This is a genomic window from Psychrobacter submarinus (assembly GCF_904846685.1).
In the GTDB taxonomy this organism is placed as follows: Bacteria; Pseudomonadota; Gammaproteobacteria; order Pseudomonadales; family Moraxellaceae; genus Psychrobacter; species Psychrobacter submarinus.
Genome location: NZ_CAJHBQ010000002.1, coordinates 358,836 through 379,487, shown reverse-complemented (window position 1 = coordinate 379,487; position 20,652 = coordinate 358,836). Strand labels below are relative to the sequence as shown.

General features: G+C 44.7%; 18 protein-coding genes and 1 pseudogene. 8 read left to right on the top strand and 11 right to left on the bottom strand.

The features are described from left to right. Positions 1-88: 88 nt before the first annotated feature. Positions 89-1,252, bottom strand: coding sequence for a DUF1176 domain-containing protein (locus JMY03_RS07830; RefSeq protein ID WP_201602721.1), 1,164 nt, complete (start codon positions 1,250-1,252; stop codon positions 89-91). Positions 1,253-1,591: 339 nt separating this feature from the next. Beyond that, a complete protein-coding gene (yghU, locus tag JMY03_RS07825) occupies positions 1,592-2,422 on the bottom strand; it encodes a glutathione-dependent disulfide-bond oxidoreductase (RefSeq protein WP_201602718.1) in 831 nt (276 codons plus the stop codon). A gap of 467 nt (positions 2,423-2,889) precedes the next feature. Between yghU and JMY03_RS07820 the strand changes: the two genes are divergently transcribed. Then, positions 2,890-4,266, top strand: coding sequence for a DHA2 family efflux MFS transporter permease subunit (locus JMY03_RS07820; protein WP_201602715.1), 1,377 nt, complete (start codon positions 2,890-2,892; stop codon positions 4,264-4,266). 316 nt (positions 4,267-4,582) lie between these two features. Here the strand turns inward: JMY03_RS07820 and bfr (JMY03_RS07815) are convergent, their stop codons facing one another. From bfr (JMY03_RS07815) to JMY03_RS07805, 3 genes are all read right to left on the bottom strand, one after another. Next, positions 4,583-5,065: a bacterioferritin gene (gene bfr, locus JMY03_RS07815; RefSeq protein WP_201602712.1), complete on the bottom strand. Its 483-nt coding sequence runs from the start codon at positions 5,063-5,065 to the stop codon at positions 4,583-4,585. A gap of 67 nt (positions 5,066-5,132) precedes the next feature. Further along, entirely contained in the window at positions 5,133-5,627 is a 495-nt protein-coding gene (gene bfr, locus JMY03_RS07810) for a bacterioferritin (RefSeq protein WP_201602709.1), read from the bottom strand. 369 nt (positions 5,628-5,996) lie between these two features. After that, complete coding sequence (locus JMY03_RS07805; protein WP_025645200.1) at positions 5,997-6,188, bottom strand: (2Fe-2S)-binding protein; 192 nt, start codon at positions 6,186-6,188, stop codon at positions 5,997-5,999. A gap of 597 nt (positions 6,189-6,785) precedes the next feature. Between JMY03_RS07805 and JMY03_RS07800 the strand changes: the two genes are divergently transcribed. After that, positions 6,786-7,130, top strand: coding sequence for an ArsR/SmtB family transcription factor (locus tag JMY03_RS07800; RefSeq protein ID WP_201557323.1), 345 nt, complete (start codon positions 6,786-6,788; stop codon positions 7,128-7,130). A 128-nt stretch (positions 7,131-7,258) separates the two neighbouring features. Here the strand turns inward: JMY03_RS07800 and JMY03_RS07795 are convergent. The 4 genes and pseudogenes from JMY03_RS07795 to JMY03_RS07780 form a co-directional block, all read right to left on the bottom strand. Next, positions 7,259-7,978: pseudogene (locus tag JMY03_RS07795) on the bottom strand (sulfate/molybdate ABC transporter ATP-binding protein); the annotation flags it as partial. 47 nt (positions 7,979-8,025) lie between these two features. Then, positions 8,026-8,955 (bottom strand): sulfate ABC transporter permease subunit CysW, encoded by a 930-nt coding sequence (gene cysW / locus JMY03_RS07790; RefSeq protein WP_201602706.1) that lies wholly within the window; start codon positions 8,953-8,955, stop codon positions 8,026-8,028. 1 nt (position 8,956) lies between these two features. Next, the gene (cysT, locus tag JMY03_RS07785) at positions 8,957-9,781 is read right to left on the bottom strand and encodes a sulfate ABC transporter permease subunit CysT (protein WP_390880190.1); all 825 of its coding nucleotides are present in this window, start codon (positions 9,779-9,781) and stop codon (positions 8,957-8,959) included. A 303-nt stretch (positions 9,782-10,084) separates the two neighbouring features. Next, positions 10,085-11,194, bottom strand: a complete 1,110-nt coding sequence (locus JMY03_RS07780; RefSeq protein WP_025644307.1) for a sulfate ABC transporter substrate-binding protein — start codon at positions 11,192-11,194, stop codon at positions 10,085-10,087. Positions 11,195-11,499: 305 nt separating this feature from the next. Here JMY03_RS07780 and JMY03_RS07775 point away from each other — a divergent pair, with 305 nt between their 5' ends. Beyond that, positions 11,500-12,036: a hypothetical protein gene (locus tag JMY03_RS07775; RefSeq protein ID WP_201602702.1), complete on the top strand. Its 537-nt coding sequence runs from the start codon at positions 11,500-11,502 to the stop codon at positions 12,034-12,036. 100 nt (positions 12,037-12,136) lie between these two features. Here the strand turns inward: JMY03_RS07775 and sat are convergent, their stop codons facing one another. Beyond that, positions 12,137-13,405 (bottom strand): sulfate adenylyltransferase, encoded by a 1,269-nt coding sequence (gene sat, locus JMY03_RS07770; protein ID WP_201557334.1) that lies wholly within the window; start codon positions 13,403-13,405, stop codon positions 12,137-12,139. A 258-nt stretch (positions 13,406-13,663) separates the two neighbouring features. Between sat and JMY03_RS07765 the strand changes: the two genes are divergently transcribed. The 3 genes from JMY03_RS07765 to JMY03_RS07755 are packed head-to-tail and all read left to right on the top strand — an operon-like array spanning position 13,664 to position 16,643. Then, a complete protein-coding gene (locus JMY03_RS07765; protein WP_201602700.1) occupies positions 13,664-15,355 on the top strand; it encodes a nitrite/sulfite reductase in 1,692 nt (563 codons plus the stop codon). Next, positions 15,348-15,950: a DUF934 domain-containing protein gene (locus tag JMY03_RS07760; RefSeq protein WP_201602698.1), complete on the top strand. Its 603-nt coding sequence runs from the start codon at positions 15,348-15,350 to the stop codon at positions 15,948-15,950. The genes JMY03_RS07765 and JMY03_RS07760 overlap by 8 nt, the downstream gene beginning before the upstream one ends. A 54-nt stretch (positions 15,951-16,004) precedes the next feature. Continuing rightward, complete coding sequence (locus JMY03_RS07755) at positions 16,005-16,643, top strand: phosphoadenosine phosphosulfate reductase domain-containing protein (protein ID WP_201602695.1); 639 nt, start codon at positions 16,005-16,007, stop codon at positions 16,641-16,643. Between the two features lie 111 nt (positions 16,644-16,754). Here the strand turns inward: JMY03_RS07755 and JMY03_RS07750 are convergent, their stop codons facing one another. After that, positions 16,755-16,952 (bottom strand): SDR family oxidoreductase, encoded by a 198-nt coding sequence (locus JMY03_RS07750; RefSeq protein WP_025644300.1) that lies wholly within the window; start codon positions 16,950-16,952, stop codon positions 16,755-16,757. Positions 16,953-17,196: 244 nt separating this feature from the next. Between JMY03_RS07750 and cysG the strand changes: the two genes are divergently transcribed. Then, entirely contained in the window at positions 17,197-18,861 is a 1,665-nt protein-coding gene (gene cysG, locus JMY03_RS07745; RefSeq protein WP_201602693.1) for a siroheme synthase CysG, read from the top strand. Positions 18,862-19,056: 195 nt separating this feature from the next. Continuing rightward, a complete protein-coding gene (locus JMY03_RS07740; protein ID WP_201602690.1) occupies positions 19,057-20,595 on the top strand; it encodes an exonuclease SbcCD subunit D C-terminal domain-containing protein in 1,539 nt (512 codons plus the stop codon). The last annotated feature ends 57 nt before the right edge of the window (positions 20,596-20,652 follow it).

Genomic DNA, 20,652 nt, shown 5'->3' with positions numbered 1-20,652 from the left:
ACTAAGTAACAGTACTAAGCAGTACTGATTATCAGTGCTAAGCTGAATATGGAGGATAAGCGCTCATACTATAAAAATACTACCAAGCTTAACGTTTAACATCCGAGACATAAGTTGGCAAATCCCAAGCGCCGCCAGACTCTACCATACGGCAAAGACCTGTGGTGCTCTCGTAGCTTTTCTCAAAACGACGACCCGTCCAGACCCAGTCTGTCTTTTCTAAGCAATCTCCAAGGCTGCGGCCTTTTTGGATAGCGCTTATTTTGCCACTGTCATAGCTAGTAGCACTATTAGTGACCAATTTTGGGTTATAAGGCGCACTGTCATTCATTACCCACATACCATGGCCAACATTATAAGCATCGACCCAGCATTTATGCTGAGCGAGTAGCTGATTGCCATTTAGGCGCTGCACACGCCAGCCGGAATCATCGCTTAAGCTTGGACAATCGCGCTTTGCATCTGCTAGGGTATTTTTCATTATAGCTGTAAGGTCTGAGGCGTCTATTCTAAAGCTCTTTTTTTTGACCATTCTTGTTGCTGGTGGCACTAAGCGTAATTGCGGGGCAGGTTTGGCAGCTAACACTTGACTGTCAGGCTTACTCCCTTTCTTCACTAACGCCCCACTCGTTCCAACTCGCCCTTGCGCTTCATCTGCCTTTAGCATGACTGCCATTGCACCATCACCGGACAGCTCCCAGCGTGTATTACGAAGCACAAATTCGATCTTGCTCTCTTTGGTCAGGGCCTCTAGCAGGGCGCTCACTTGCCCAGGGGTTAAGACGGCGTCATTAGTAGTGCTAGAGTATGGCTGCGCCTCACCATAGTCTTTACCATCTATAATAAGCGAGATACGGTGACGGTTACCTAGTTGCAGCAAGGATTTGGCTGAGCCTTCTTTAGACCCGCCAAGCTTTACTCTGCCATCAACCTTTGCCGCCTCGCCAGCGCGGCGAACCAATAACACAGAGACTGGCATCTTAATATTATTCTGACTTTGATACCCTGCTAACCGGCAGGTTCGAGTGTTGTCACAAGCGACTTGCCAATCTTCTGAGTCAAGCGCTACCGGCGTGGCCGTATTACCCATAGTGCTAGCAGCCATAGCACTAATGGCGAATAAGCCTAATGATAAATACTTTTTGAGGTACTCCTTGGGAGTATAAGACGCAATAGCCAGAGCTACGCTCGTAGGATGAACGCGCCGCTGCTTATTATCAAGGCAATTTTTTTTATTATTAGTATATTTCATAAGGGATACTCTTAAACTTATAAGACATCAGTGCAAATTTTTAACATGGGCGAGCTACTATCTTAAACGCTTAATGTTACCGTTTGTTATTCTAATATATCATTGTGTAATAGACAAAAGGGATATAAATTCTATTAAATCGTCCTAAAATCAGTATTTAGTCTCTATAACCACTCACTACCATAGACTATTGACGCCTAACGATGGCTAGTCTTGCTCACTCCTTGTATGTTTGTTCTGGCTTATTGGCTAAGCCCATAAAAAAGCCGATAACTTAAGCTATCGGCTCTTTATTTTAATAAATGGTTTAATTTTAAGGCTTTATCGCAGATTAGATAGTTAGGAATGAATAGATTGTAGCGGAAGATCAACCGCTCTTTTTACTGCCGGGCGCTGCGCTATGGTTCTAGCCCAGCGCTGCAAATGCTGATAGCTATCAACCTGTAAAAATTCAGCCGAGCCTTCATAGAGATCGCCGAGCACAAGTTGGCCGTACCAAGCCCAAATAATCATATCAGCAATATTGTAACTTTGTTCACCATTACCGCACATATAATCACGGTCTTGTAAGTGAATATCTAACACATCAAGCTGACGTTTGGTCTCCATTGTAAAGCGATTAATCGGATATTCCATCGGCTCAGGGGCATACGAATAAAAATGACCGAAGCCGCCGCCTACATACGGTGCGCTGCCCATCTGCCACATCACCCAGGACAGACACTCAGTCCGCGATCGGCCCTGCTCTAGTGGTACAAACTTACCGAACTTCTCTGCCAAATACAGTAAAATCGCGCCTGACTCAAAGATATGAATCGGCTCACCATCTTCTACTGCTGAATAATCTACTAAGGCTGGAATTTTAGAATTGGGATTGATATCGACAAAGCCTGAGCCGAATTGATCATTTTCAGAGATATCGATCTTATAGGCGTCATATTCTGCGCCTTTTACCCCAAGCTCGCGCAGCTCCTCTAGTAAGATATTGACCTTGACACCATTTGGCGTGTTCAATGAGTAGAGTTGTAGCGGCGCATCCCCTACTGGTAATGTTTGCTCGTGGCGCGCGCCTGCGGTGGGACGATTGGTGTTGGCAAACTTACCGCCGTTTTCTTTATCATTCGTCCAAACTTTTGCGGGTTTATAGGGGTTATCATTATTATCACTCATAAGGGTTATCCTGTTTTATTATAAACTTTGCTTCATAAAATTATAGTCAATCAATATTAAAAGTGGTACAAGGCAGACGAGTGCAAGTACTACAGTAGTAGGCTAAACGAGTCTAACGCTGTAACACTTTAATAGTGGTTCGACTATATCAAAGCTGCTACCAGCTTTAAATTTTAACATTCATTTCAGTTTTGAGAGTCCACTATAGCGGATAGCTCTCTAGCTAGAAAAGAGCTTTAATGTAGCGATTATTAAGCAAGTTATGTCATTTAACCTGATTAATATCCGTACGTATCGTTATCAGCGTGACTGTAACTGCACTTTGAGACTGAGCTTTGGCCGCTAACCGTTACTTTACCCTTCTTTAACTACTGCCTGATTGTCCCTATACTACGCGCAAACCTCAAACTATAATTTAATACTTCATAAATTTAACACTTTATAAAGTAAGCGATGGTGATGTCTACATGGTAACGCTAACCCCAGCGCAAGATAAATTCCTACCTTATGTGTTAGCCGTAGCGCTGTTTATGCAGATCCTTGATGCGACGATTCTTAACACGTCGCTGCCGCAGATGGCTGAGGCTCTAGGAGAGTCGCCACTCAAAATGCAGTGGGCGGTGATCAGTTATGCGCTAACCTTAGCGATCTTTATTCCGATTAGTGGTTTTTTGGCGGATAAGTACGGCACGCGTAAGGTATTTTTATCCGCTATTATTATCTTCTCTGTCGGGTCGCTGATGTGTGCCGCTTCGCCGACGCTCGATATTTTGATTGGCTCGCGTGTGATACAAGGGATTGGCGGGGCGATGATGACGCCAGTTGCACGGCTGATCTTAGTCAAGTCTTATCCGCGCAATAAGCTTTTAACGGTGATGAACTTTGCGGTGATTCCGGCGCTGATTGCCCCATTAGTAGGCCCAGTGCTCGGCGGCTATATCGTACAATACTTCAGTTGGCATTGGATATTTTTAATCAATATTCCTATGGGTATCCTAGGCTACGTTATGGGCAAAAAACTGGTGCCTGACTTGTTTGAAGATGCCAAGCATTTAGATTGGGCAGGCTTTGCTTTATTTGCCGCTGCAGCTTGCGGCTTTACCTTAGCTGTAGAGTTTGGCTCACAAACTGGTCGCGGCTTATATGGACTGATACTCGCGCTAATTGCTTCAGTATTGATAGGCGCTTATGTCTGGCATGCTAAGCGCCGGCAAGCACCGCTATTTCCCTTGAGCTTGTTTCGTATTCGCACCTTTCGAATCGGCATTGTTGGTAATTTATTTACTCGCTTAGGAATTAGTGCGGTGCCTTTTTTGTTGCCGCTGCTGCTGCAAGTGGTGTTTAAATACTCACCTTCTCAGGCGGGTTGGTTGCTTGCGCCTATAGCTATTGGCGCTATGGGTATCAAGCCCTGGGTCAGTAAAATCATCCAGCGCTACAGCTACCGTAAGGTATTAGTGGTGAACACGATTTTATTAGGTATTTTGATTATTATTCTAGCGCAGTTCAACGATCCGTCTTATTGGATATGGTATATCCCTATTTTGATCATTATGGGTGCTTGTAACTCCATGCAGTTTAGCGCTATGAACACTCTTACAATAGGTGACTTGGAAGGCACACAGACCAGTAGCGGCAATAGTTTAATGGCGGTTAATCAGCAGCTTGCGATCGGTTTTGGGATTGCCTTTGGCGCGGCGGTACTCAACTTATTGCGTGAGCGCATGGATCTCGATATGCTGATGGCATTTCAGACGACTTACTGGGTACTTGGCATCTTGACTATTTTATCAGGGCTGCATTTTTTACGTCTTAAGCCCAATGATGGCGATGGCTTGTATTAGGGCGTGTCCCTAATTCAAGCGTTTATGACTAAATGGGCTAAAAATGGCTAAATCTTTGGCAAACGGTGTCAAATAGCTGGTCAATATCTTGATATTACCTGCGCTATTTTCCTTGTTTGCCTGCGATTTATCTCATTTTTATCACCATTTTTAAAATAGGGACACGCCCTAGTTGTCTAAAGATATAAACTTAAAAAAAACCAGCTTAAGCACACAAGGCTTAGGCTGGTTTTTTTATTAACCGTATTACAAGAGCTTTTAGGAATAAACCTCAATTATAGTTAATAGAGAACTATAGTTAGTAAAGCTTGCATACTTACGGGGTATGATCGTCATTAATCTGCGATTGAATATAGTTATGCACGCCGACATCGCGGATAAGATCTTGCTGGGTATCCAACCAATCGTCGTACTCTTCATTACCGTCTTTTAGCTCGACAAGTAGCTTACGTGAGACATAATCTTTGTGCTGCTCACACAGGGTAATCGCATCGGTGATGATGTCGAACTTTTGGCGCTCTAAGCGCAGATTGCACTCAATCATCTCAGGCACGTCTTCTGCGATAAACATCTTGCCGTAGTCCTGCAAGTTTGGCAGACCCCCTAATAGCAAAATGCGCGCAATCAGCTCATCCGACCATTTCATCTCATAGATAGACTGTTTGTACTGATTTTCATTTAAAGCCTCAAGACCCCAATGACGCGCAATACGCGCATGCAAAAAATACTGATTAATCGCTATTAGCGACTGTCCAAGTACCTTGTTTAGGGCTCTAATTACTTCTTTATCGCCTCTCATCTTTCTCTCCTAAGCATCTAAAAAACGTAAGCATTTACATAACTGATATTAGCCTATCACCCGACTTCTAGCCTTGGGTTAATTCTGGCGGTACTTCTGCTATCTGGCTTTGTAGATAATTAGGCAAAGTCACCATATCAATCAGGCGAAGCTGCTGCTCTAACCAATGCGCGTGATCTTCTTCGGTGTCTTGCAGCTGCTCTACCAAGATATCACGAGTGACGTAATCGTGCTCCTCTTCGCATAAGGCAATGCCGTCTTTTAGGTGCTGCTGCACTTTGTATTCAAGATCAAGATCAAACTGTAGCATCTCAGGTACAGTGCTGCCGATACGGATCTCATTCACCGTCATTTTAGGCGTACCGCTGAGCATTAAGATACGGCGAATAATCGCTTGCGCATGCAGGGTTTCATCCTCCATCTCATGGTGGATACGATCATAAAGCTTGCCATAATGCCATTCAGCATACATCTCAGAATGAATAAAATACTGATCCCGCGCCGCCAGCTCACCGCCTAATAAAAAGTTTAAATAATCGATAACTTTTTGGCTGCCTTTCATAATCGCTACTCCTTTGTTTATTTGCTTTTATCATTATTAGCGCTGTCAATAACACCGCAAGCTAAAACGTAATGAATCAACTGTTGAGTCTAACATAAAGACAGCGCGGGGCTTGTAATATTAAGAACTAAGAATAAGATGCTAACTGATAATTGTTATCAGACTAAATTATTATGAGCATAAGTCGCCGCTACTTTTAGTGCGCTCTTAGGTTTCAGCCTTACTTTTGATTGAGGCTTTATGCACCTAGCTGCACACATCAAAAAGCCGCCCTGCTGTGATAAGCAATGGACGGCTGACTCATATCTGACTAGCAGTTTATAGATTATTTATAGGAAAGAGCGCGAATCAAGTGGGCGATACCTAGCGCTATACGGCATACGCTAATACATCAAGTTTGGCGTGATGCTCATCAAGATAGTCATTGACCATAGGCTCACAGCAGCCGCAGCAAGTAGCGACATCAAGGGTGTCTTTTAGGCCATCAAGCGTGTCAATACCTGAAGCTATGGCGGCTTGAATTTGTTTTTCTTTGACGTCGTTACAGATGCAAACGTACATATAACTACCCCTACTTTAAGCTCTTAATGCTATTGGTATGCCAATCACTATAAACTGGCTTAAAACCATTATAATGATAATTATTAGCATTTACAATAACTTTTATAACCACCCTTTATCTCTTTTTCTTTCTAATCATGCTTGCTGTCATTGAGATAACAGATCGCCTTTATAGCGATAATCAGCAATGAAACTCATAAAAGACGATAACTAAAGAATTTTGTAGCTCTACTTAGCAATATTTACTTAATCGCATATAAATTCGTTACTTAATTTGGTAGAATAAGCAGTATGAAGTGTAGCAAATTGCCGATGAACGGTTATTTTTATAGATTGACACTCAAACACCATGAAAGCTAGAATATCGTCGCTATTACAAATAGTGATTAATATTATTTTTAGTATATAAGTTATGTCAGTACTATAAACGAATGTCATAATTTATTTCTGAGCTATCATTTATGAGTATTTACTGATTTAATACCCTGTATTTGCCGATATCCTATTGTTTCTTTTTAGATGGGTTTATTCACCCATCATTGACTTTTTTGTGAACAGATTTGTGAGCAGATAAGCTATCATCCAAGAGACCTTTATATGTCTAACCCCAATAATGCTATACAGCCCATTGAGCTGTTCAAAGTCTTGTCAGACCCTACGCGCTTGAAGTTGTTCCAGATTTTATACAAAAAAGAAGCGCGCTGCGTAGGCGAATTAGTCGATATGCTAGATCAGCCGCAGCCAACGATATCGCGGCATCTAAACCATCTCAAAAAGCTAGGTATCCTTAGCTGTGTGCGTGATGGGACGTGGATGTGGTATAAAGTGTCGAATGACATGCCTGACTGGTGTGCCACTATCCTTGAGACCACTTATCAGACACTAAAAGAACAAAACGCACCTATAAAAGAGATAAGTACCGCTCAAAGTGCTGATGCGTAACTGCGCTGATAGTTTATTTATCAGGTAGAGCCACGTAATATAAGAGCTTATGTCATCTTATAAAAAAGCAAAAAAAGACCTATAGCTAATAATGAGCTATAGGTCTTTTTTTATAGACCATAACACTATGCCAAGTCTAAGAAGTCTCTGACAAAGCTATTGGCGGGCTGGTTAAGAAGCTGCTCTGAGGTGCCAACTTGCTCGACACGGCCATGATTCATCACCACAATCTCATCAGATATTGCCCGCGCCTCTTCTTGATCATGGGTTACCATAATACTAGTAACCCCTAGTTCATGGTGAATGTCTTTTAGCCATGTCCGCAACTCTTTACGCACTTTAGCATCAAGCGCCCCAAATGGCTCATCCAATAGCAGGAGTTTTGGCTTGACCGCTAAGGCTCTTGCTAGTGCAATACGCTGACGCTGCCCGCCTGAGAGCTGATGCGGATAAGCATTGGCAAGCTGTGGTAATTGTACGAGCTCTAATAGCTCCGCTACCCGCTTCTTAATATCGGTTTTACTAGGCCTTTCAGACTTAGGTAGTAATGTTAGGCCAAAGGCAATGTTATCGGCGATGTTTTTATGACGAAACAGCGCATAATGCTGAAACATAAAGCCGATATGGCGTTTTTGTACCGGAATATTAGTCACGTCCAAATCATCGAATAGTATCTGACCAGAGTCTGCATATTCTAAGCCAGCAATAATGCGTAATAACGTGGTTTTACCGCAGCCTGAGGGGCCAAGCAGTGTCGTCAATTTACCTGTAGGTACGGTGATATTGATATTATTCAAAGCGGTGAAATCACCAAAGGTTTTATTAACATCTCTAATTTCAATACTCATACGTGTATCTCTTATTTGCTTATAATATAAATGGCTTACGCTATTTGTTATTCAGGCTTATGCCGTGTAGGTGTGTCATTGGCGCTGGCAGGTAGCTCAGGAGCAGCAACCAGACGCGCAGACTTAGCGAATTTGCGCTCTTGCATCTTCGTCATCACCTGTTGTAGCAATAACGTCACTAGTGCTAGCGCTGCCAATATACTAGATAAAGCAAAGGCGGCGGTAAAGTTATACTCGTTATAAGCAATCTCGACCAGTAGCGGCATAGTGTTGGTTTCGCCTCTTATGTGTCCAGATACCACACTCACCGCGCCAAACTCGCCCATGGCTCGCGCATTAGTCAAAATCAGACCATACAGCAGCGCCCATTTAATATTAGGCATAGTAATATGCCAAAACGTCTGCCAACCGCTAGCCCCTAATGTTAGTGCCGCTTGCTCCTCCGAGTCGCCTTGGGTCTGCATCAAAGGTATTAGCTCGCGCGCGACAAAGGGAAAAGTGACAAATAACGTTGCCAGCACAATACCCGGTACTGCAAAGATAACCTGAAAGCCAAGACTCTCAAGCCAGCCGCCAACAGGAGAGTTCAGACCAAACAGTAAGATAAACATCAGACCTGCAACCACAGGCGACACCGAAAACGGCAGATCGAGCAAGGTGGTCACTAGCTGCTTACCTTTGAACTGATAACGCGTCACCAGCCACGCAATAGCGATACCCATCACCATGTTGATCGGTAAGACGATAGCGGCAGTTAGTAGCGTCAGCTTAATCGCTTGTAGGGCTTCATCCTCCACAAGCGAGGCGATGTATAGATCCCAGCCGCCCTTTAGCGCTTCATAGAACACCGCAAGCAGTGGTATAACCAGCATCAAAATCATAAATAATACGGCGATACCGATAAATAAGCGTCTGATCCAAGGCGCGTCTTTGGTAGCAGGATTGCTTTGATAATCATAACTATTGGCGATTTGCATCTTAGCGTGCTCCTACGCGGCGCGACAGCTTCCACTGTACGATATTGATACTGAGCAAAATAACAAACGAGATCATCAGCATAAATAAAGCGACAGCCGATGCCCCTTGAATATCAAATTGCTCAAGCTTACTGATGATAATGAGGGGCAAAATCTCAGACTGCATTGGGATATTACCGGCGATAAAAATAACCGAACCGTACTCGCCGGTTGCGCGAGCAAACATCATGCCCGCGCCCATAAATAACGCTGGTAGTAGCTCAGGCAAGATAACCTTACCAAATGTCGTTAATCGATTAGCGCCCAATACCGCTGAGGCCTCTTCAAATTCAACCGATAGCTCGGCAAGTACCGGCTGTACAGCGCGCACGATAAAGGGAAAACTAACGACGACTAAAGCCAGCCAAATCCCTATCGGTGTAAACGCCACTTGAATATCAAATTTGGCAAACCACTGCCCTATCAGACCATTAGGCGCATAAAGCGTGGCAAGCGAGATACCGATTACCGCCGTTGGTAAGGCAAATGGTAGATCAACTAAGGCATTGATTAAAGATTTGCCCCAAAACTCGTAGCGCACCAGCACCCAAGCGACAAGCGTACCAAACACCATATTGGTCAGCATCGCAAGAAACGACACCCACAAGCTTAGCCTTATAGCAGCAGTCACTTGCGGCTGTGAGATGGTCTCCCAAAACCCGCTCCAGCCCATCTGCGTCGTTGTATATGCCATCATCGCAAACGGCAACACCACCAGCAAGGACAAGCTAAAAACGCTAATACCCATGCTAAGCCCGAAACCCGGTAACACATTACGCTGGCGCATACGGGTCAGCCAGCTTTTTTTTGCAGGTTTGGGCGAGGGGCTGACTGGAGGTGTCGTGGCGCTCATAGTGATATCCTAATTATTACGTCGCTGTCTGTATTGTTATCAGCACTTATTGATGATTATGAGTGCTTTGTCTTTTAGTGCTCTTGAATTTGTGGTGAGCATCTAGGCAGCTTACGGTATAAAGGACATAGCGCAGGTGGCCATGTCCTTATTTATTTATGATGAACATTTTGGATTTGTCTGTCTGTTAAGACAGCTCATAAAGACAATAATAATGGCTAGCCGTTATGGTAAGCGCTACTGCGGAGCATTCACTGCCAGCTGATCAAAGACACCGTTATCACTAAAGAAGTTACCCATAATCTCATCCCAAGAGCCAAAAGTATCATTTGGACGGAAAGTCTCAACCGGTGGTAATTTGTCGCCGTTTTTCTCAAGGACGCTTTGCACACTTGGGCGCAGGTATAGATCAGCCGCTAGCTGCTGAGCCGGCTCGCTCCATAAGTAATCTAGATACGCTTTGGCGGCGTCTGTCGTGCCTTTTTTATCAGTAACGGTAGTAACGACAGCGACAGGGCTCTCTGATTTAATAGAATAATCAGGGTACACGATATCGACTTGTCCTTGTCCAAACTTAGTTGCAGCTAGGTTCGCTTCATTCTCAAAGGTCACAAGCACATCACCGATACCGCGCTGTACGAAGGTTGTGGTTGCCGCGCGTCCGCCATTCTCGTAGACTTTAACGTTTTTGAGCATGTCTCTGACGTAGTTTTGCGCATTATCTTCGTTATTATCAAAAGCGTGTAAGCCATAACCATAAGCGCCCAAGAAGGCATAACGACCGTTACCCGTCACCTTTGGATTGGCCATGACAATCTCAATACCGTCGTTGGTCAAATCTTCCCAATCGTTGATGTTTTTAGGGTTATCTTTACGCACTAAAAAGACGATCGTACTGGTAAAAGGTACCGCGTTATCTGGGAACTGCTGCTCCCAATCGTCCGCGACCAAGCCCTCTTTTTGTAATAGCTCAATATCTGAGCCTTGATTCATGGTTGCCACGTCAGCTTGTAGACCATTTGCGACAGACAATGCTTGCTTACTTGAGCCACCGTGCGACTGCTTGATATTGATAGTAGCGTTAGGGTTTTCGGCTTGGTAATGCTCAACGAACATCGGGTTGTAATCTTTATAAAAATCACGCGCTACATCATATGAGACATTTAACAGCTCAATGTTTTGCGCCTCCCCGCTTGCCGCAGAGTCAGCGCTGGTTGCCGTGTCTGCGGTCTCATTATTGCTACAGCCTGCTAGGCCAAGCGTGACTGCTACGCCTGCGATACTGAGGGCGCTTAGCGTTTTGTTTTTAAATAAGTGGGTTTTATTTACAGAGTAGCTTTTGGTCATAAGTGCCTCGACTCGAATAGATCATTGATAAATGTTCAATAAAAAAAAGGGAATAGGTTTTGCCCTGCGGCTGAATAATCATGCAAGTATGCTAACAGCGTCTGCATATTATCTTTAATGATGAATATGTGTATGTTTCTGCCAAAATGGAATATATGAGTATGAAAATATCAAAAAAGCTAATTAAAGGAATATCTTGGCATCAGCCACGTTATTAGCTATGCTGCTTTAATCTAATGGTTTTACCTTTATCTTTTTATTTACTATCTTTCTAATACTAACTTTCTAAGTATTAAGGCTTATATATGATCTTGCGCGCCTCTCAAAAACCTTATACATCGCTTGCCATGTTAACCGCAGTATTCATCAGTAGCGCATCGCTAGTAGGCTGCAATAACACCTCATCCGCTACTAGTACTAACACTATGGCAACAGCTAGCTTAGCAACTGTAGCCGCCGTATCTCCTGCCGTACAAGTGGTAGTCGGTGATTATGTGTCAGATAGCTATAGTCAGCGTCATCAAGGCTATGATTGGGTCGCCGTGAAGGTGCAAGCAGATGAGAATGATCAGAATAGCGTTCATATAACAGTGCGCTCTCGTGATGATATAAAAAAGCCAACTTGCACCTTTGATGGCCAAGCAAAACTCATGGGTCAAGATCAAGCACACGGGATTATCTTTGAGACCACAGCTAATGACAGTAAAGTATTTTTACAATTTCAAGGTGATCAGCTGACGATAGATAGCGATGATAAGTACGCGCTTAATTATTATTGCTCTGGTGGCGGCTCAATCGTTGGCGATTATCAAAAGCTGGCAGGAGAAGTCGAATTGAATTAACGCTCAAGCGTTATAATGGTTTGGTTAGGTTTTAATGATAAAAAAGGTGTCAAACTCATGGTCTGACACCTTTTTTATGCTTGAAGATTTTAAAACTATCTTAAACTGCAGAAGCGCCAGTCAGCTTAACCTCAGCGCGTTCTTCTTTAGCGATACCGGCATAGTATTCACGCAAGATCTCAAGCACCTCAGGGCGGCTAAAGTTATCAGGTACCTCAAGATCCTCTGATAGCGCTTTACGCAGTTTGGTGCCGGATACTTTGACGTGCTCGCTTGCATCGTGCGGGCAAGTTTTATCAGAGGCCATCGCTTGACACGCATTACACCAAAAGGTCCAGCCAATTTTTAGCGGCTGAGTGATCAAATCGTCTTTTCCAACATAATCAAAGATAGTTTGTGCGTCAAACGCGCCGTAGTAATCACCAACACCGGCATGATCACGGCCAACGATGAGATGGCTACAGCCGTAGTTTTGACGGAATACGGCATGTAATAAAGCTTCACGAGGGCCTGCATAACGCATATCTAGCGGATAGCCCGCTTGAATCACGGTATCGGCTCTGAAGTAATTATCTATCAGTGTCTTAATGGCCTCTTGACGTACTTCAGCGGGAATATCACCTGGCTTTAGCGCCCCAAGCAAGGAGTGAATGAGTACGCCATCGCAAATCTCAATAGCAATCTTTGCCAAATACTCATGCGAACGGTGCATCGGGTTACGCGTCTGAAAAGCAGCAACCGTTTTCCAGCCTTTATTACTCAATATCTCACGGGTCTCACTTGGGGTTTTGTAAATCTCCGGATATAGCTCAGGAAATTCGCCTTCACTAAGCACCTCGACGCGGCCTGCGACATTGACCTCGCCTTGATTGAGCACTTGTTGCACGCCTGGATGCTCAGGATCAGTGGTAGTAAAGACTTGCTGGCACTCGTGATCTTTATCGATATCGTAAGTCTCTTCGACAGTGATAATACCCATCACCTCGCCGTCCTCGCTTACAAGCGCAACTTTATCGCCTTGATTAAGAGTGTCGGTTAATACTTTAGGCGCAGATAAGGTAATCGGAATCGGCCAAAACAGACCAGCATTATCACCTGACTTTAGGCGCATCTCATCGACCACCCCTTGCCAGTCCGCCTGATTCATAAAGCCATCTAGTGGTGTAAAACCGCCAATACCTAGCATAATTAAATCACCGCGCTCGCGTGAGCTTAAGGTAATGGTCGGCAGGGTGCTGGCAAGCTTCAGCGCCTCTTCGCGCGCGCTATCTTTTAATAGCAGCGGCTTTAGAGTCTCGCTACCATGCGGCGGTACTAGCTTGGACTGTGATTGATCATCTGATGTTGATTGGGCAGGAATAGAAGTCATAGTGTTTTATACCCTTAGGTTGTGAGCAATTAATGGATGACGCCTAGGCTACCCAATTTTGGTTATGAAAATTTATGCTGACTTTGGATATGGATATAACTTATAGGAATTTATATTTATCCGCGCACAGTTATATGATGTCAGCCTATATTGCTTTAAGCCCATTTTTGAACAGCTCAGTGTCGAAGCACGCCCTAGATTAGCGCCAAAGCACACTCTAGAATTATTACACACGCAAATCACTATTGAGATGACGTCATGTATAAATATAACTACGCCGATCAAACGCTGGTAGAAGAACGCGTTGCGCAGTTCCGCGATCAGACCGAACGCTTTTTGGCAGGCGAGCTGCCAGAGGATCAGTATCTACCGCTACGACTGCAAAACGGTCTCTACATTCAGCGCTATGCGCCGATGCTGCGGATTGCTATCCCTTATGGCCTACTTGCCAGCTATCAGCTGCGTAAACTTGCCGAGATTACCCGTAAATACGATAAAGGCTACGGGCACTTTACCACGCGTACCAATATTCAGCTCAACTGGCCAAAATTAGAAGAGGTTCCTGATATCCTAGCGGAGCTGGCCTCCGTGCAGATGCACGCCATCCAAACCTCTGGCAACTGTATTCGTAATACCACCACTGACCCTTATGCTGGTATTCATCAGGCTGAGATCGCCGATCCGCGTCCTTACTGTGAGATTATTCGTCAGTGGTCAACCTTTCATCCCGAATTTGCCTTTTTGCCGCGTAAATTTAAGATTGCGGTTATCGGTACAGAGACCGATCGCGCAGCCACGCAAGTCCACGATGTTGGCCTTCATGTTAAGAAAAATGACGCCGGCGAGCTTGGCTTTGAGGTGCTAGTGGGCGGCGGTCTTGGTCGTATCCCTGTACTGGGTAAAGTCATTAATGAGTTTCTGCCGCGCGAGCATCTGCTCAGCTATTTAGATGCTATTTTACGAGTCTATAACTTGCATGGTCGGCGTGACAAAGGTAGCAAGTATAGATCTCGCATCAAAATCTTGGTCGATACTTTAGGCGGGCGCGAGTTTGCTAAGCTCGTTGATGCCGAGTGGGAAGCGAATACCAAAGATGGCCCGCTCACCTTAACTGATGACAATTTTGCGACGGCTACCAGTTATTTTAGCGAACCTGATTACAAGACGTTTGATGGGCTACAAGTGCAGTCTGAGCTGCAGCAGCAGCTTGCGGACAATAAAGACTTTGCCAATTGGTATCAGCAAAACACCGTCGCGCATAAAATTGCAGGTTACCGCGCGGTGGTCATCTCCTTAAAAGCAGGACTGGTTGACGGTAAATACGTGCCTTCAGGCGACGTTACCGACTCACAAATGGATGCGCTAGCCGATCTTGCAGATGAGTACAGCTTCGGTGAGCTGCGTAGTACCTATCAGCAGAACCTGGTTTTTGCTGATGTCGAAACCAATAAGCTATACGAGCTGTGGCAGCAATTATCAGATCTGCACTTAGCGCGTCCTAATATTAATACCTTAACCGACATGATCGTCTGTCCCGGTTGGGATTACTGCTCGCTCGCTAATGCCACGACGCATAACATCGCCGAGCAAATCGAGAAGCAGTTTAGCGATCTGGACTACTTGTATGACTTGGGTGATATTCGACTCAATATGTCGGGCTGTATCAATGCCTGTGCGCATCATCATACTGGCGATATCGGCATTCTCGGCGTCGATAAAAAGGGCGAGAACTGGTATCAGATTAGCCTTGGCGGTAACTCAAGTAACGATGCTAAATTAGGCAAAATACTTGGCCGCTCTGTCCCAACCGAAGCGGTGGCGGACACCATTCAACAGATCGTTGATGTCTATGTCGATCTACGCGCAACTACGGATAACGATGTCGAAAGCTTTGGCGAATTGGTAGAGCGCGTCGGTCTTGATCCGTTTAAGGAGAAGGTCTATGGCTAATCATCATATCTTAGATAGTCAAGGCGGTGATATTAGCGCGCAAGATAACTGGCTGGCACTAAGCACTGATACTCTACCCGGCGGTATTGCTTTGAGTGAGATCACTTTGCTTGAGCTGCTACACCGGCAAGAAAAGTCTGAGGTTATCGTGCCGCTAGCCGATCTGCTGAATACTGAAGGCGCGCTTGCAGGCGGGCTGATGAACGAGGTGTATGAGCTTATCGTTCAGCACAGCAGTCATCTTGGCGTGTGGATTACTGCCGATACTGATGCCGATGTCCTAAGCAAACTTAGCGAGCTGTTATTGAAGCAAACGCTGATTGTCATTCATGTGCCCAAGTTTGCTGATGGTCGCGGCTTTAGCTTTGTACAAACCTTACGTCAATTGGGCTACAAAAAAGAGATTCGGGTCGCAGGCGAGTTTGGCCGTGACCAAATCGCTTATCTTTTGCGCGTCGGCGTCGATAGCTTTGTACTGAGCGAACATGATGTACATCCGGACTCCAAGTTTCATATCGAACAGGCCTTTACCGCGCTTGCCAGTAGTTATGGGGGCCGTGATGCCTCCGCACTACCTATGTTTGCAGGCGCTTAGTTTTTACTTTTCTATTTAACAATGACATTAATTTTCTAATTTAAGGACATAACCATGAGCCAACTACATCCAAACCTAGACATCGACCAAGCTAATAAAGACTTGCAAGGCAAATCGCCTGAAGAGATCGTTGAGTGGGCGCTATCGCAAGCTAAAAACCCTATTATCACCACTAACTTTCGCCCTTATGAGTCTGCCATTTTGCACTTAGTCGCTTCACTGCGCCCTGACATCACCGTATTATGGGTAGATTCAGGCTACAACACCGATGCCACTTATCGTTTCGCTAATAAAGTGATCAACGACTTAAACCTAAACGTCATTACTTATATTCCTAAGCAGACGGCGGCCCACCGTGACGTCACTCTGGGTGGTATCCCAGGCGTCAATGACGAGCTACACGACAAATTTACTGAGCAAGTCAAACTTGAGCCGTTTCGCCGCGCCCTTGATGAGCTAAAGCCTGACGTTTGGTTCAACGCTATCCGCAAAGACCAAACCGAATTCCGCCAAGGTCTCGATTTTCTAAGCCTCTCAAAAGACGGTGTGCTAAAAGTTGCGCCGCTGTTTGAAAAAACCGATAGTGATTTAGATAAGTACTTAGATGAGCACAACTTGCCTAACGAGTTTGATTATTTTGATCCGACTAAGGTTGAAGAGCACCGCGAGTGCGGACTACACACCCAGCTGTAGGTTTTAGTACTCATCTATAATTTGTAAAAATCAAAAAGCTCTCTCAAGGTGAGAGGGCTTTTTTTTGGTTTATCTATTTGTTTTATTTATGACTGCTAAAAAGAGGAATTGCTATTTACGGCCAAGCACCCAGCCGCCATCCATAAAGACATTAGCACCATGCATGTAGTTTGAGTCATCGGACGCTAAGAATACTGCCAATGCAGCAATCTCTTCTGGCTTGCCAGCACGCTGAGCAGGGATACGATCTAAACGCTCATCATCGATACCGTCAGTCATTGGCGTTTCGATAAAGCCTGGCGAGAGCATGTTTGCGCTTTGATTATTGATTTATTGAAAATATGCTAACACAGTTAAACGAATATCGATGTTAGGGTATGTTTGCTTAACTTTAAATACGTAAAGAACTCGCCTCACTCATTCCTATATTAAACAAAAATCGCTTTTCTTATGAAAAATATAACTACACTAATGCCAATCCATTAGGTGACATAGCGCGCGCGATACTTCATAATGACGCCATACATAAATTTGCATAATCTTTGGTGCTCCTATGAATACCTTTCCCTTATTCTTTAAACTCGATAACCGCAAAGTATTGATCGTGGGTGGCGGCGATGTGGCACTGCGAAAGGCGGATTTGCTTAGCCGTGCCGGTGCTGCTATTACTATTGTTGCCCCTAGTATCTGTGATGAGCTGCACGCGTTATTAAGTGATGAGAAGCATACTCTTATTTATGAAAATTATAATAAAAAGTACATGCAAGGCGCGCGCGTTATCATCGCTGGCACTGATGATGAGGCGTTGAACCATCACATTCATGCCGATGCAACCGCGCTCAATATTCCGGTCAACGTCGTTGACACCCCGCATTTATGTGACTTTATTTTTCCCGCGATCGTTGATCGCAATCCGATTGTTATTGGTATCTCATCGAATGGTAAAGCGCCCGTGCTGGCGCGTTTACTGCGGGCACGACTTGAGACGCTGATCCCGCAAAGTTATGGTAAATTGGCAAAACTGGCAGGCGAGTTTCGTAGCGAGGTCAAAAATAAAATCCCAACGCTTACGGGTCGTCGTCAGTTTTGGGAGCGCGCCTTTGAAGGTAAGGTCAGTGAGCTCATCTTTGCCGGCAACGAAACTGAGGCGACTGCGCAATTGCAAAAAGACTTAGCTGAGACTGCTACAAAGATTGCCAATCAACATAGCGATGATACAGAAGTGGCCACAAACTCTGCAGCAAACTTAGACAATCAAGATACAGATTCAGATATCAGCAATAAAGGCAAAAATCCTGTTGGCGAAGTCTATATCGTAGGCGCAGGCCCAGGCGATCCGGAATTATTAACCTTTAAAGCGCTACGTCTCATGCAGCAAGCCGATATCGTCTTTTATGATGCGCTCGTCTCCCCGCAAGTATTAGATTTATGCCGCCGTGATGCGGACAAAGTCTATGTTGGCAAAAAACGTAGCAATCACACGGTCGCGCAATTAGGGATTAATGAGTTGTTAATCAACGAGGCCAAAAAAGGTCGCCGAGTCGTGCGTCTCAAAGGCGGCGATCCGTTTATATTTGGACGCGGCGGTGAAGAGATTGAGAGCCTGCGCACGCACGGTGTGCCTTATCAAGTGGTACCAGGTATCACTGCTGCTAATGCTGCCGCGAGCTACGCTGGTATTCCACTCACCCACCGCGATCATTCTCAGTCGGTGCGTTTTGTCACAGGGTTTTTAAAGGCTGGCATGCCTAATGAAAAGTTTGAGAATCTGCTCGATACCGATGAGACGGTGGTCTTCTATATGGGCTTGCATTCGCTAGAGCGTTTGACTGAAGGTTTAATCGAGGCAGGCCGTAGCAGTGAGACGCCTATCGCTATCGTCTCCAACGCTAGTATGCCTAATCAGCAAGTGCTGACCGGTACACTGGCTAGTATCGTAGAGCGACAAGAACAAGCGCAGTTGCCAACGCCTGCCTTACTCATTATGGGTGATGTAGTGGCGCTGCATCATGATTTAGCTTGGTACAATCTACATCTGCAGCAGCATGAGCAAAGTCTAGCTAATACTGAAAGTAATTGGCTGCGTGGCGGGACAGCAACAACACCAAAGGGTCAAGCTAAGGGTCAAGCTGTTGACCAACAAGCTCATGCGTTATCGATGATTGCTACTCTTTCTGAATCAAAAGAGGATAGTTTAGAGCAGTTGGTTATTGGATAATCACTTTATTGTCATTATTGAACGGAGCCACTTTAATCATTTATTAAGGTGGCTTTTTCGTTTTCCTAATTCTCTCAGTCTTAATAGACGGTTATTTTAGTTCATATTAGACCCTTCTAATCATTCAAGCACAGCAAACCTCAGCAATTCTTGCTAGAATAAAACCCTTTTTATTTATTGCTATTAAGTCTACCTATGTCCGCAGCTGATATTGTTAAAAACCCCGTTAAGCCGCTCACAATCCTGCATACCTCAGACTGGCATTTAGGGCGCAGACTGTATGGTCGTATGCGTTATGAAGAGTTTGAAGCTTTTCTAGCTTGGCTTGAGACGACCATCAGCGCGCAAAATGTCGATGTACTGATCGTTGCCGGTGATATCTTTGACACCATGACGCCAAGCAATCGGGCGCAAGCCCTGTATTATGAATTTTTGGGCAAAGTCTCAACTTTATGCTGTGAGCATATTGTCATCGTCGCCGGCAATCACGATTCCCCTACTTTTCTCGATGCGCCAAGCCAAGTGCTCAAATTCTTAAATGTGCATGTCATTGGCACTGCTTGTGAGGACTTAAACGATGAGGTGTTAATATTAGATGATAGTGACGGTGATCCACATTGCATCATTGCCGCCGTGCCCTATCTGCGCGATCGTGATGTGCGTAGCAGCAGTGCTGGCGAGTCAGCTGATAGCAAAGATACTAATGTTATTAAAGGTATCCGCGCGCACTACGATGAAGTCGCAAGCTTAGCCAAAGCCGCACAACAATCATTGTGCGAGAGACATCAGCGCCATATTCCTATCATCGCAACCGGTCATCTATTCGCAGCTGGTAGCAAAACCACTGAAGATGATGGCGTGCGTGATCTTTATGTCGGTAACCTCGGTCAAATATCAGCTGAGATGTTCGATGAGGGCTTCGATTATGTCGCGCTTGGGCATTTGCATGTGCCGCAGCGCGTTGGCGGACAAGAGCATATTCGCTATTCAGGCTCGCCTATCGCCATGGGCTTTGGTGAAGCCCGTCAGCAAAAGCAAGTGCTACTCGTGCAGTTTGGCGCAGGGTTGGATAAATCCATTATAGAGCCGCAAACACAAGAACCAACTCATTTGTTAGCAGAGGTTACAGTAGAACCGGTTCAAAAAGTCGCTAAAAAAGCGTCCACACTTAACCATGATTTGTTTGCCGATGATCTTTTTGGTTTTGAGGATACAGACATTACGGACAATAAAAAAGATGCTCCTATTTCATCAAAAAATAATGAAATAAATGCAACCCAATCCACACCTAATGATTATAAAGTCCTATATTCAGATGACAACAGTCATATGCAAGTCGTCTCGCTAGCTATTCCTTGCTTTCAAAAACTCGCGCAAATATCAGGCGATTTGGCCACTATTGCTAATACCATCAAAGACTTAAACCAAACGGAGTCGATATGGCTTGAGATTATTTATGATGGTGAGGACATTGTCACTGAGCTGCGTGAAGAAGTCGCTGCTATGATAGAAGGGTTGTCTTGTGAAGTATTAAAGATAAGAAATACACGCACTTATAATAAAGTGCTGAATCAAGAACAAAGCACTGAGACGCTGCAAGACCTAAATGAGATAGATGTATTTGAACGCTGTCTTACAATCAATGAAGTGCCAGAGTCACAAAAACGGTCGTTATTAGAGGCTTATCAGCAGATTCTGCATACTATTTATCATGATGATAGTCGGGCTGAATAAATAGCTAAATTTCTAAAAAACATCATCCATATTTTAAAATTTTGAACCATCCAAATC